The 13,324-nt window shown below is 70.0% G+C and carries 12 protein-coding genes; 6 read left to right on the top strand and 6 right to left on the bottom strand.

All coding sequences use genetic code 11. The features are described from left to right. On the top strand, positions 1–1,074 hold a 1,074-nt coding region (locus A5757_RS23715), incomplete at its 5' end, for an HNH endonuclease signature motif containing protein (protein WP_231984012.1). Positions 1,075–1,089: 15 nt separating this feature from the next. Here the strand turns inward: A5757_RS23715 and A5757_RS16195 are convergent. Then, on the bottom strand, positions 1,090–1,437 hold the full coding sequence (locus A5757_RS16195) for a VOC family protein (RefSeq protein ID WP_066835870.1): 348 nt from the start codon (positions 1,435–1,437) through the stop codon (positions 1,090–1,092). A gap of 4 nt (positions 1,438–1,441) precedes the next feature. After that, positions 1,442–2,842: an acyl-CoA synthetase gene (locus tag A5757_RS16190; protein WP_066835869.1), complete on the bottom strand. Its 1,401-nt coding sequence runs from the start codon at positions 2,840–2,842 to the stop codon at positions 1,442–1,444. 44 nt (positions 2,843–2,886) lie between these two features. Between A5757_RS16190 and A5757_RS16185 the strand changes: the two genes are divergently transcribed. The 4 genes from A5757_RS16185 to A5757_RS16170 all read left to right on the top strand — a co-directional run bounded on the left by A5757_RS16185 (position 2,887) and on the right by A5757_RS16170 (position 6,218). Continuing rightward, positions 2,887–3,447, top strand: a complete 561-nt coding sequence (locus A5757_RS16185) for an NUDIX hydrolase (RefSeq protein ID WP_156618447.1) — start codon at positions 2,887–2,889, stop codon at positions 3,445–3,447. Between the two features lie 29 nt (positions 3,448–3,476). Continuing rightward, complete coding sequence (locus tag A5757_RS16180; RefSeq protein ID WP_156618445.1) at positions 3,477–3,875, top strand: nuclear transport factor 2 family protein; 399 nt, start codon at positions 3,477–3,479, stop codon at positions 3,873–3,875. Positions 3,876–3,945: 70 nt separating this feature from the next. Next, positions 3,946–5,604 carry a nucleobase:cation symporter-2 family protein gene (locus A5757_RS16175; protein WP_066835867.1) on the top strand — a complete coding sequence of 553 codons (1,659 nt, stop codon included), beginning with the start codon at positions 3,946–3,948 and terminating at the stop codon, positions 5,602–5,604. Positions 5,605–5,696: 92 nt separating this feature from the next. Continuing rightward, a complete protein-coding gene (locus A5757_RS16170) occupies positions 5,697–6,218 on the top strand; it encodes a hypothetical protein (protein WP_066835866.1) in 522 nt (173 codons plus the stop codon). 10 nt (positions 6,219–6,228) lie between these two features. Here A5757_RS16170 and A5757_RS16165 read toward each other — a convergent pair whose 3' ends face one another. Together A5757_RS16165 and pruA are read right to left on the bottom strand one after the other, a co-directional pair. Continuing rightward, positions 6,229–7,188, bottom strand: coding sequence for a proline dehydrogenase family protein (locus A5757_RS16165; protein WP_066835865.1), 960 nt, complete (start codon positions 7,186–7,188; stop codon positions 6,229–6,231). Between the two features lie 3 nt (positions 7,189–7,191). After that, positions 7,192–8,820: an L-glutamate gamma-semialdehyde dehydrogenase gene (gene pruA, locus A5757_RS16160; RefSeq protein ID WP_066835860.1), complete on the bottom strand. Its 1,629-nt coding sequence runs from the start codon at positions 8,818–8,820 to the stop codon at positions 7,192–7,194. 85 nt (positions 8,821–8,905) lie between these two features. Here pruA and A5757_RS16155 point away from each other — a divergent pair, with 85 nt between their 5' ends. Further along, positions 8,906–10,483: a PucR family transcriptional regulator gene (locus A5757_RS16155; RefSeq protein ID WP_066835858.1), complete on the top strand. Its 1,578-nt coding sequence runs from the start codon at positions 8,906–8,908 to the stop codon at positions 10,481–10,483. Here A5757_RS16155 and A5757_RS16150 read toward each other — a convergent pair. Together A5757_RS16150 and dapC are read right to left on the bottom strand one after the other, a co-directional pair. Continuing rightward, positions 10,473–12,215 (bottom strand): acyl-CoA dehydrogenase family protein, encoded by a 1,743-nt coding sequence (locus tag A5757_RS16150; RefSeq protein WP_066835856.1) that lies wholly within the window; start codon positions 12,213–12,215, stop codon positions 10,473–10,475. The two genes, A5757_RS16155 and A5757_RS16150, sit on opposite strands and share 11 nt — an antisense overlap. Next, positions 12,212–13,321, bottom strand: a complete 1,110-nt coding sequence (gene dapC, locus A5757_RS16145) for a succinyldiaminopimelate transaminase (protein WP_197497356.1) — start codon at positions 13,319–13,321, stop codon at positions 12,212–12,214. The genes A5757_RS16150 and dapC overlap by 4 nt, the downstream gene beginning before the upstream one ends. Positions 13,322–13,324: the final 3 nt, after the last annotated feature.

Raw genomic sequence — 13,324 nt, 5'->3', positions numbered from 1 at the left:
TCCCCGACCTGCACGGCCACCGCACCGGACACCGCCCACATCGTCGTCAACATCCTGGCCGACCCCGCCGCGATCGAAGCCGCGCAGAACCTGATCGCCGACGAAGACCGCGGCCAGCAGGAGGCATACGCCCACCGCCAACCCGGCACTGAGTCAAAGGCGGAGGCGGAGGCCGAAGTGGAGACCGAGCCGGAAGTTGAATCCGAGGCGTCGGCCGAGCCGGAGGCGGAGCGGGAGGCGGCGGCCGAGGTGGAGGCCGAGGTGGAGGCCGAGGCGGCGGGTGAAGCCGAGCCGGAGGCAGAGGCCGGGGCTGAGGCGGAGGCGGAGGCGGCGGTCGAGTCGGAGCCCGAGCCGCAGGCCGAGGCCGAGGCGTCGAATCCCGTTCCCTGCCCGCAGGATTCGGGAACGGCGATGATGCCCGATGGCACCATCCTGCCCATCCCCGCACTCGCCGAAGCCCTGCGCGCCGGGGCCAGGATCAAACCGCTATGGCAGCCCGGCCCGGATCCTGAACCGCACTACCGTCCGTCGGCCAAACTCGCCGCGTTCGTGCGCGCCCGCGACTTGTTCTGCCGTTTCCCCGGCTGCGACGTCCCCGCCGCACGCTGCGACGTCGATCATGTCGTGCCGTGGCCGTACGGGCCGACCCATGCGTCGAACCTGCACTGCAAGTGCAGAACCCACCACCTGGCTAAAACCTTCTGGGACGGCTGGTCCAACCAACAACACCCCGACGGCACCGTCACGTGGACCACCCCGGCCGGCGCGCGCTACACCACCACCCCCGGCAGCAGACTGTTCTTCCCGCACTGGAACACCACCACCGCGCAACTCCCCCCGCTCGCGAAGCCGCCCCCGGATCCGGACCGCACCGCCAAGATGCCGAAACGACGACGCACCCGCGCCGCCGAGAACACCGCACGCATCAAAGCCGAACGCGCCCACAACGCCGCCCAACGACGAGCCGCCGCTCAAGCCGTCCAAGCCGCCAGAGTGAGAGCCGCCCGGGCGCAACACCCACCACCCGAACCACAACACCTCCCCAACTACGGCGACGACCCACCACCCTTCTGAGTTGAGGGCGGCCGGCTATTCGGCTGCCAGCACGCAGAACTCGTTGCCCTCGGGGTCGGCCAGCACCACCCAGGTCTGCTCCCCCTGGCCGATGTCGATGCGTCGGGCGCCGAGACCGAGCAGCCGGTCCACTTCGGCCTGCTGGTCATCGGGGGTCAGGTCGACATGCAGCCGGTTCTTGACGACCTTCTCGTCCGGGACGGGCAGAAACAGCCAGTCCACACCGGTTCCGACCGGCGCACGCAGTACGACGTCACCGTCGCCGGCGTCCTCGGCCGGCCAGCCGAGCACCTGCGACCACCAGTCCGCCAGCGCCCGGGCATCCTTCGCGTCGACACACAGGTCGCTGAACCTCAGGGACATTTCACTACCATTGCGCCAGCTCCTTTTTCATGACCTTCCCCATCGCGTTGCGCGGCAGCTCGTCGACCATGCGGACCTCCCGCGGCCGCTTGTGCACCGAAAGCTGTTCGGCCACATAAGCGATCAAGGCGTCAGGATCGGCGTCGCCGACGATGAACGCCACGATGCGCTGCCCGAGGTCCGGATCGGGCAGTCCGACCACCGCGGCCTCGCGCACACCCTCGTGGCCGAGCAGCACCGTCTCGATCTCCCCCGCGCCGATACGGAATCCACCCGACTTGATCAAGTCGACCGACTCCCGGCCGACGATGCGGTGCATCCCCGCGTCGTCGATCACCCCGACGTCACCGGTGCGGTACCAGGTGCCGTCGAACACCTCGGCGGTCGCGTCCGGCCGGTTGAGATAGCCGTCGAACAGCGTCGGCCCGCTGACCTCCAGGCGGCCGATCGTCTCCCCGTCGTGCGCCACCGGTGCGCCCGCCTCGTCGACCAATCGGGTCTGGACGCCGGCCAGGGGCAGCCCCACCCAGCCCGGGCGCCGATCGCCGTCCACCCGGGTACTCAGCGTGATCAGCGATTCCGTACTGCCGTACCGCTCCACCGGCTGATGTCCGGTCAGCGCCGATATGCGCTCGAACACCGGCACGGGCAACGGCGCGCTGCCGGACACCAGCAGCCGCGCGGGCGCGAGCGCCCGGGCGGCGGCCTCGTCGGCCGCCATCCGCGACCACACCGTCGGCACCCCGAAGTACAGCGACCCACCCGCGGCCGCATAGGCCTCCGGCGTGGGTTTGCCGGTGTGCACGAAGCGGTTGCCGATCCGCAGCGAACCGAGCACACCGAGGACCAGTCCGTGTACGTGATACAGCGGAAGGCCGTGCACCAGTGTGTCTTCCGGCGTCCACTGCCAGGCGTCGGCCAGGGCATCGATGTCCACGGCGACCGCACGCCGGCTCAGCACGACGCCCTTCGGCGGGCCGGTGGTGCCCGAGGTGTAGATGATCAGCGCCGTCGCGTCCGGCGACGGTTCGGCGTAGCGATGCCACGACCGGGCGTGCAGACGCACCGGGACGTGCTGGAGACCGCCATCGTCGGCCGGGCGCTCACCGAGCCACGCCTGAGCGCCGGAGTCGGTCAGGATGTGCCGGCGTTCGGCGATCCCGACGTCGGCGGGGACCGGGACCACCGGCACCCCGGCGATGAGACAACCGGTGATCGCCAGCACGGTGGTGGCGGTCGGGGTGGCGAGGACCGCGACGCGCCGGGCACCGGCGACACGCTCGGCCACCGACGTCGCGGCGCCAACGAGATCGCTGCGGCTGAGCGTGGCGCCGTCGATGCGGACGGCGTCGGCGAGGTCGGCGCCAGCGGCGACCGCAGCAGGATTCAACGAGGCCAGCAACACGCCTGAGACGCTACTCCCGGGCGGCCTCGGCGATACTGGGCCGCGTGAAGACGATCCAGCGCGTCGCGACCCGCGAGGTGTACCGCAACAATTGGATGACCGTGCGTGAGGACGACATCCGCAGGCCTGACGGCACCGAAGGCATCTACGGCGTCGTCGACAGGCCGACGTACGCGCTGGTCATCGCCCGAGATGACCAGGACCGCGTGCATCTGGTCGAACAGTTCCGGTATCCGCTGGGACTGCGGCGCTGGGAGTTCCCGCAGGGCACCGCCCCCGGTCGCGCCGACATGGAGCCCCTGCAGCTGGCAGCCCGCGAACTACGTGAAGAGACCGGACTGCGTGCGGAGACCATCACGCGGCTGGGACTGCTCGACGTGGCGCCGGGGATGAGCAGCCAGCGAGGCTGGGTGTTCCTGGCGACCGGGCTGACCGAAGGCGAACACGACCGCGAACACGAAGAGCAGGACATGCGCAGCGCCTGGTTCACCCGCGACGAGTTGGAACAGATGATCGCCAACGGCGAGATCACCGACTCGCAGACGATCGCGGCGTACACGCAACTACTGCTGTGGGAACGGGCGCGGCGACGGGAAGAGCGATGAGTCCCGCGGGGCAGCCGGGTCTACCCGGTATGAGTGACGAAACGACGATCCGAGAACTGATCACCCGATGGGTCGGCGCCGTGGCGGCGTGCGACCAGGACGGCGCGGTGGCCGACCACGACGACGACATCGTGATGTTCGATGTGCCGCCGCCCTACGACGGCGTGCACGGCATCGACGCCTACCGCGACACCTGGCCGTCGTTCTTCGACTATCTGCGCAGCGGCGCCAAGTTCGAGCTCCTGGACTTGACCGTGACCGCAGGCGATGACGTCGCGTTCGCGTACGGACTGCTGCGCTGCGGCACCGACGAGCTGTTCGCCGCCAACCCGGACAACCGGCTGCGCCTCACCATGGGGTTGCGCAAACGCGACGGGCGCTGGGTCATCGCCCACGAACACCACTCGTTCTGCATGCTCGAACCGTGACCCGGCATCGGTAATACGCCGGTCATCCCCACGGAAAGGTCACGAAACTCCCCGAACCGACCATGACGGGGTGGCAACCCTGATCAGACTGATCACCGTGGGCAGAGCGCACCCCAGACCGGTCGACGAGATCCCCCCGCTGCGCCGGCTCCTGCCGCTGGCCGTTCAGCACGTCCTGGCGATGTATGCCGGCGCGGTGGCCGTACCGCTGATCGTCGGCGGTGCGATGGTCAGCGCGGGCCGGCTCGACCCGTCGGACATCGTCCACCTGATCATGGCCGACCTGTTCGTCGCCGGGATCGCGACGATTCTGCAGGCGGTCGGCGTCTGGCGCTTCGGGGTGCGACTGCCCCTCATACAGGGCGTGACGTTCGCCGCGGTCGGACCCATGATCACCATCGGTGTCAATCACGGCGTCACGGCCATCTACGGCTCGGTCATCGCCAGCGGCGTCTTCATGATCCTGCTGGCGCCGGTGTTCGGCCGCTTGATCCGGTTCTTCCCACCCCTGGTGACCGGCACCGTCATCCTCATCATCGGGGTGTCGCTCATGCGGGTTGCCGCAGGCTGGTTCGGCGGCGGCACCGCGACGGGTGAGGACTTCGGCGCCCCCGCATCCGTCGGCATGGGCTTCTTCACGCTGGCCGTCATCCTGGCCATCGAGCGGTTCGCCCCCGAGACGGTGCGACGCGTGTCGATCCTGCTCGGCGTGGTCGTCGGCACCCTCGTCGCGGTCCCCCTCGGCATGACCGACTGGTCCCACATGTCCGACTACGGCTGGGTGGGCGTCGTGACGCCGTTCCAATTCGGCCTGCCGACCTTCGAGGTCAGCTCCGTCATCGCGCTGCTGATCGTCGCGATCGTCGTCATGACCGAGACGACCGGCGACATCGTCGCGGTCGGCGAGATCGTCGACGAGAAGATCACCCCGCGACGGCTGGCCGACGGTCTGCGCGCCGACGGTTTGGGCACCGTGCTCGGCGGCGTGTTCAACACCTTCCCCTACACCGCGTTCGCCCAGAACGTCGGCCTCGTGGCCATCACGGGCGTCCGCACGCGGCACGTCGCCACCGCTGCCGGCGTCATCCTCATCCTGCTCGGCCTGCTCCCGAAGATGGCCGCCGTCGTCGAGGGCATCCCGCTGCCGGTGCTCGGCGGGGCAGGTGTGGCGCTGTTCGGCATGGTGGCCGCCAGCGGCGTGCGCACGCTGTCGAAGGTGGCGTTCGACAACACCAACATCCTCGTCGTGGCGATCTCCGTCGGCGTGGCGATGCTCACCGAGGCGAAGCTCTATTACGCCGACCCCGGCTCCCCCATCGATGTCTCGCTGGACCTGTACCACCAGTTCCCCGAGTGGTTCCAGACGATCTTCCACTCCGGCATCTCCGCGGGCGCGGTCACCGCGATCGCCCTGAATCTGTTGCTCAACGGGCGGTCTCGCGTTGCCGCACCGGAGTATCCCGCGGGCTATGACGCTCCTCGCGGTGCGCTTCCGGACCCGCGCGACGCGCTGCGGGCCGCGGACCCGTCGACTCCGCCGGAGGATTTGCGCGCGCTTGCCGAGCGCCGGCCCGAACTGCACACGATCATCGTCACCAACCCCTCGACCGATGTGGCGACCTATGAATGGATCAAGGGACACGACGATCCGCAGGTCGCCACCGTGTGCCGCAAGTGGGATGAGGTCACCGACGGCCGGTTCTCGCGTCGAACACGGGAGCAGCCCTGAATAACAACATTGTCATTTTTGGGTAACGGCCCACGGGACGGGCCAAAACCGCGGCTACTCTTGTGCTTCCAGCGAGGAGTGCGAGGAAGGCGATGGCGACCCGTCGAGCGTTCACGGCGCTGCTGACAGCAGCCGCCGTCGTAGTCGGCATGGCGGGAGCGATCGTGACGGCGCCGCCCACCGCGGGCGCCCCCGTGGGACAGCTGTGGACCGGGCCGTTCAACCTCGTGAGCTTCGCATCCAAGAAGGGCGGAACCAGTTCGGCCGCACTGCAACCCGAGGCCGACTTCTCCGCGTCATACGTGTTCAAGAGCAACTGTTCCAGTGGCGTCTGCATCGCGACGGTGGTCAGCGGTCCCCGCCCCACCAATCCGACGATCCCACAGCCCCTTCGCTACACGTGGGACGGCGCCCGGTGGACACAATCCTACGACTGGCAGTGGGACTGCTTCATGGGCGACGGCCAGCCGAAGGTGTGGGCGCCCGCGCGCAGCTTCTCCTACTACGTTCCGCAGCGCGACGGGTCGTTGCAGGGCAGCTGGACGACGGAGATCTACGGCGGCCCGTGCAGCGGCAACGTGACGATGGCAGTGGCCGCGACGCCGATCTGGTGACGCCGGCAGCTCAGTGCTGCACCAGCGCCCGGAGGAAGAACGTGAGATTCGCCGGTCGCTCGGCGAGCCGGCGTACCAGATAGCCGTACCATTCGGTGCCGAACGGCAGGTAGACGCGCACCGCCGCCCCGTCGTCGGCGAGCCGGCGTTGTTCGTTGTCCCTGATGCCGTACAGCATCTGATACTCGAATCCCGCTGCATCGCGGCCGTATTCGCGCGCCATCGCGGGCACCGCCTCGATGATCACCGGGTCGTGCGAGGCCACCATCGGATAACCCCGCCCGCCCATCAGAGTGTCCAGACAGCGCAGATACGCGTCGGTGACCGCGGCGGCGTCCCGCCACGCCACCGACTCGGGCTCGTCATAGGCGCCTTTGCACAGACGGATTCGGGCTCCGGACGCCGCGAACTCCGCGCAGTCGTCGGGCGTGCGCCGCAGATACGCCTGCAGCACCGTGCCCACCCAGGGGAAGTCCGCTCGGAGTTCGCGCACGATCGCCAGGGTGGACTCCGTGGTGGTGTGGTCCTCGGCGTCGACGGTCACCCAGGCGCCCACCCGGGCGGCGTGACTGCAGATCGTCCGCGCGTGCTCCAGAGCGATCTTCTCCCCGTCGCGCGCCAGCGCCTGTCCGAGCGCCGAGAGTTTCATCGACACCTCGAGCGGCCGGACGTCGCCGGTATCCGGCTCGTCGCGCCGGCCCAGCGCTTCGAGCAGCCTCACATAGGCGTCGACGGTACCAGCGGCGGCATCCGCGTCGGTGACGTCCTCACCCAGGTGGTCGACACTGACCATTCGTCGCGAATCCCTCAGCGCAGCAACCGTCGTCAGTGCGTCGTCCACCGACTCGCCCGGGACGAACCGGTGCACCACCTCCCGCGTGAGCGGCACGCGTTCGACCGCACCGCGCAGCCGCGACGACCTGCTGGCCGCCAGGATGACCGGCCGCGCCACCCGCTGGAACGCCCCCACCGCTCACCCCTCCATATGCGGATAGATGTGGGTGGTCGGCGGCACGAAGTTCTCCTTGATCGACCGCGCGGACGTCCACCGCAGCAGGTTCATCGGTGACCCGGCCTTGTCGTTGGTGCCCGACGCGCGAGATCCGCCGAACGGCTGCTGCCCGACCACCGCACCGGTCGGCTTGTCGTTGACGTAGAAGTTGCCCGCGGTGTGCCGCAACCGCTGCTGGGCCCGCAGCACCGCGACGCGGTCGTCGGCGATGACCGCCCCGGTCAGGGCGTAGCGGGCGCCGCCGTCGACGACGTCGAGGATCGCGTCGTACTCGGCGTCGGGATAGACATGCACGGACAGAAGGGGTCCGAAGTACTCCTCGCGCAGCGATTCGTCGGCCGGATCGTCGGACAGCAGCACGGTCGGTCGTACGAAATACCCTTCGCTGTCGTCGTATTCGCCGCCCACGGCGATGGTGACCTCCGGTGCCGTCTTGGCCCGCTCGATCGCCGCGACGTTCTTGTCGAACGCGCGCCTGTCGATCAGCGCACCGCCGAAGTTGGACAGGTCGCAGACGTCGCCGTAGCGCAGCGCCTCGGTGGCGGCCAGGAAGTCGTCACCCATCCGGTGCCACACCGATCGCGGGATGAACGCCCGCGACGCCGCCGAACACTTCTGGCCCTGATAGTCGAACGCGCCGCGGATGAGCGCGGTGCTCAGCACATCGGGGTCCGCGCTGGTGTGGGCGACGACGAAATCCTTGCCGCCCGTCTCCCCCACCAGCCGCGGATAACCGTGGTAGCGCTCGATGTTCGCGCCGACCTCACGCCACAGGTGCTGGAACGTCGCGGTCGATCCGGTGAAGTGGATGCCCGCCAGCCGCGGATCGGCCAGCACCACCTCTGATACTGCGCGACCGTCGCCGGCCACCAGATTGATCACCCCGGGCGGCAGCCCGGCGGCCTCGAGCAGCTGCATCGTGAGGTAGGCCGAGAACATCTGTGTCGGCGAGGGTTTCCACACGACGGTATTGCCCATCAGCGCAGGCGCCGTGGGGAGATTGCCGGCGATCGCGGTGAAGTTGAACGGCGTGATCGCGTACACGAAACCCTCGAGCGATCGGTAGTCGGTACGGTTCCACACCCCGCGGCTGCTCACCGGTTGCTGGGCGAGGATCTGGCGGGCGAACGCGACGTTGAAGCGCCAGAAGTCGATCAGCTCGCACGGTGCGTCGATCTCCGCCTGGTAGGCCGACTTCGACTGGCCGAGCATCGTCGCCGCGGCGATCTTCTCCCGCCACGGACCGGCCAGCAGATCGGCCGCGCGCAGGAACACCGCCGCGCGTTCGTCGAACGGCATCGCCTCCCAGTCCGGTTTGGCCGCGGTCGCCGCGTCGACGGCGGCGGTGGCGTCGGAGTGGTCGGCGTTGGTCAACGTGCCCAGCACCGCGGTGTGCCGGTGCGGCTGCACGACGTCGATGGGCTCACCCGCACCCATCCGGTGCCTGCCGCCGATGACGTGGGGCAGGTCGATCGGTGCGGCGGTGAGCTCGGTCAGCGCCTCGAGGAGGCGCGCGCGTTCCGGTGAGCCGGGGGCGAAATCGTGGACCGGCTCGTTCGCAGGCGGAGGTACGTCGCTGATCGCGTCCATGCTCGTCAGGGTGCCCCGCCGAACCACCGGCCGTAGTTAGCCGATCCGCCAAAGAACCGTCGGCAGACAGTTACGATCGGACAGTATGAGCGCCGCGCGTGTCCGGCTGGGTGACCTGCTGCTGGCGCTGGATCGCACCATGGTCACGCTCGCCGTCGCCCCCCGGGGTCTCGACGCCGCCGTGGGTTCGGTGGCCCTCGTGGACGCCGACGACGTCCGCCTCGGTGTCGCCCACGCCACCGGTAACGCCGATCTGTTCTTCCTCCTGGGTGTTCCCGACGAGGCCGCGGCGCGCTGGCTCGAGCAGCAGGTGCGCCGGCCGGTGGCCGTCTTCGTCAAGGAGCCCACGGCGGCGCTGCAGCGCCGGGCCGCACGGCTGGGTGTGGCGGTGGTGGCCGTCGATCCGCACGCCCGCTGGGAGCGGGCCTACCGACTGGTGACGCAGTTCCTGGAGCACGTCCGCGACGACGACGATCCGCACCTGCCCGGCGGCAATGACCTCTTCGCACTCGCTCAGTCGGTGGCCGACCGCACCCGCGGACTGGTCACCATCGAGGACGACGGATCGCACGTGCTGGCCTACTCGTCGCCGAACGACGAGGCCGACGATCTGCGGCGGTTGTCGATCCTCGGCCGCGAGGGGCCGCCCGCCCACCTGCAATGGCTGGCCGACGCCGGCGTGTTCGATGCGCTGCGCTCCGGGTCCGACGTGGTGCGCGTCCCCGAACGACCCGAACTGCGGCTACGACCGCGGCTGGCGGTCGGCATCCACCTGGCTGCGACGCGCAGGCCGCCGCGGTTCGGCGGCACCATCTGGCTGCAGCAGGGCGGCGAACCACTGGCCGACGGCGCCGACGAGGCGCTGCGTGGCGGCGCCGTCCTGGCGGCGCGCATTCTGGCCAGAATGGCGGCGACACCATCGGTGCACACGTTGCGGCTGCGCGACCTACTGGGCCTGACCGATACCGACACCGGCGCCACCGACACCGCCGCCATCGCCCGCGATCTCAGCCTCGAGATCGACAGCCGTGCCGCGCTCATCGGATTCCGCGGCGGGCCGGGCCTGACCGAGGTGATCGCGTTGAGCGCCACAGCATTTCGCGCGGACGCGCAGGTGGTACCCGCCGACGACCGGGTATATGTGCTGCTCCCGAAGATCGGGGCGCCGTCGACGGTCACGTCGTGGGTGCGCGGTGTGGTCGCGACGATGCACCGGGAACGGGGTGCGACGGTGCGGGCGGTGATCGCCGCACCGCTGGCCGGCCTCGACGCGGCCGCGGCGACGCGCCTCGACATCGACCGCGTCTTCGACAGCGCGAGCCGCCATCCCGGCGCGATCGGACAGGTGACCTCGCTCTCCGAGGCCCGCACGACGGTGCTGCTCGATGACATCGTCGCCCAGGTCGCGGGTCAACCGCGACTGATCGACCCGCGGATACCCGCACTGCGCGAACAGGATCCGATCCTGGCCGAGACACTCGCCGCCTACCTGGACGGCTTCGGCGACATCGCCGCGGTGGCCCGACGCCTGCACGTGCACGCGAACACCGTGCGCTACCGCGTGCGCCGCCTGGAAAGCATCCTGGGTGACTCGTTGGACGACGCGGACGACCGGTTGGTGCTCGCGCTCAGCCTGCGGGCCACCGATCCGATCACCCCGTGAACGCGCCGGCCACCAGCTCGTCGAACCGCTCGATGGCCTCGTCGCCGTCGTCGTCGATTCCGCGCAGCGGGCCGCGGTCGGCCAGATAGCGCTTCGCATACAGGCTGGCCACCAACGCTTTTCGCTCGTCGCCACGCTCGGCGCGCTCCCACGCGGCCTGTTCGGTGAGCAGCACCCCGGCGTAGACGTCGGCCATGAACTGCGCCAGCGGGAACAGCCGCGCCTCGGCGATCGCGCCGTCCAGCTTCGTCCACGCACTGACCGCAGCCTCGAGGTCCGACACCCGGCGGGCCACCAGCCCCGTCGTCGCATCGTCGTCGGAGACCGACACCGCGCCCTGCAGGCGGGCGAGCAGATCTTCGTGCGCCCGCGCTTTCTCGATACCGCGGCGCACGTCGAGGCACAGGATGTTGTCGGGCCCCTCCCAGATGGTGTTGACCTGGGCGTCGCGCAGCAGTCGGGCGACCGGCCAGTCTTCGATATAGCCGTTGCCGCCGTGGATCTCGATCGCGTCGGAGGCCATCGTGATTCCGAGCCGGCACACCTTCAGCTTGGTCACCGGCACCGCGATCCGCTGGCGAATGCGGCCGGGCTGACGATGATTGGCCCGCCCGGTGCCGTCGAAGACCAGGGCCTGCGCGGCCTCCACGTCGACGATCATCTCGGCCAGCTTGCGCCGCATCAGCGGTTTGTCGATCAGCGCCGAACCGAACGCCTGCCTGCGGCGGGCGTAGCACAGCGATTCCACCAGGGCGCGGCGCGCGTTGCCGAGCGCGAACAGCGCGATGCCGAGCCGGGCGGCGTTGGTGAGCTCCATCATCCGGCCCAGCCCCTTACCGTCGGACGGGCCGGCCTCGGACGAGGGTTCGCCGGAGAGCAGGAACGCCTCGGCGTCGGCGAACTCGACCTCGCCGGAGGCGACCGATCGGGTGCCGAGCTTGTCCTTCAGCCGCCGGATCCGCACCCCGTTGCGCGAGCCGTCGCGCCGCGTGCGCAACACGAGGAAGGTCGCGACGCCGCGGCTGTTGTCCGGCGCGCCCTCCGGTTTGGCCAGTACGACGAACGCCTGACCGTCGCAGTTCGAGGCGAACCATTTGACGCCGTTGAGCAGCCAGGCGTCTCCGTGCCGGGTGGCCGTCGTCTCCAACGCCCCGAGGTCGGATCCGCCGGTGCGCTCGGTCAGCATCTGCGCTGTTTCGCCGTCCCACTCGCCGGAGGCGAATTTTGCGAGCACGTGGTCCCGGACGTCTGCGGGGGCGTACGCGGCGACCAGCGCCTGCACCATCCCGCCGCCGGTGCCCAGCGCGCAGCCCATCCCGATGTCGGCCTGGTCGAGCAGATAGTTGGCCACATACATCGGGATCGCCGAGCGGCCACCGGCGGCCCGCACGTCGTCGCGCAGCCGGTGCTGGGCGTCGAGCACCGCGCGTTTGGACTGGGTGAACGACGCCGGCATGACGACCCTGCTGACGTCGTGACCCCAGCGGTCGTAGCGCTCGAGCGTGGGCGGATGACGGTCGGTCTCCTCGGCCCATCGGGCGACCGGTCCACCCATCAGCTCGCCGATGGCGGTCAGATGCGGTTCGGCCACCGCCACCTGCTCGGGCGGCAGGTAGTACGCCAGTGTCGTCTGCAGCGTGGGGTCGGTGGTGTACCAGTTGAGGCCGACGGCACCGGTGAAATGCTCGGTGCGGTAGCGGTCGGACTTCTCCGGTGTGTTGAACGCGGTCATGAGAGGCGGCGCGCGGCGGCGTCGATGCGCTCGTCGGTGGCGGTGAGCGCCACCCGCACGTGCTGCGCGCCGCGGGGTCCGTAGAACTCGCCGGGCGCGGCGAGGATTCCGCGATCGGCCAGCCAGTCGACCGTCGCGCGGCACGGTTCCCCGCGGCTCGACCACAGATACAGGCCCGCCTCGGAGTGGTCGACGGTGAACCCGGCTTTCTGAAGTGCCGGCAGCAGGATCTCGCGCCGTCGCGCATAGCGCGCACGCTGCTCGCTCTCGTGGGCGTCGTCGTCGAGCGCGGCGACCATGGCCGCCTGCACCGGCGTCGGAACCATCATCCCGGCGTGTTTGCGCACGGCGAGCAGTTCGGCGACGACGGCGGGATCGCCGGCGACAAAGCCGGCGCGGTACCCCGCCAGCGAGGACGTCTTCGACAGCGAGTGGATGGCGAGCAGTCCGGTGTGGTCGCCGCCGCAGACGTCGGGATGCAGCACGGAGAACGGTTCGGCGTCCCAGGCCAGCCCGAGGTAGCACTCGTCGGAGGCTACGAGCACGCCCCGGTCGCGGGCCCAGCCGACCACCTTGCGGAGGTGGTCGATGCCGAGCACCTTGCCGGTCGGGTTGCTCGGCGAGTTCAGATAGATCAGTGCGGGTCGTTCCGGACCCAGCTGGGTCAGCGAGTCGGCGCGGACCACTCGGGCCCGGGCGAGCCGACCCCCCACCTCGTAGGTGGGATAGGCGAGTTCGGGGACGACCACGACGTCTTCCGCAGTCAGCCCGAGCAGCGTCGGCAGCCAGGCGATGAGCTCCTTGGTCCCGACCACGGGCAGCACCGCGTCGTCGGCGAGGCGGGTGATGCCGTACCGGCGTTCGAGTGCAGCCTTGGCCGAGGCCCGCAACGCGGGGGTCCCCGCGGTGGTCGGGTAGCCGGGCGCCGCGCTGGCGGCGGCCAGCGCCTCCCGGATCAGCGGCGCCACCGGATCGACGGGCGTACCCACCGACAGGTCGACGATGCCGTCCGGATGAGCGCGGGCCCGCGCCCCCGCCTCGGCGAGCGTGTCCCACGGAAACTCCGGCAGCGCGGCCGAAACCGGTCGCCGGCCGACCTCAGGCACGGG

This window comes from Mycobacterium sp. 852013-51886_SCH5428379 (assembly GCF_001665575.1).
Classification (GTDB): domain Bacteria; phylum Actinomycetota; class Actinomycetes; order Mycobacteriales; family Mycobacteriaceae; genus Mycobacterium.
The sequence above is the reverse complement of the archived record's forward strand: the minus strand, read 5'-3'. Positions and strand labels throughout refer to the sequence as shown.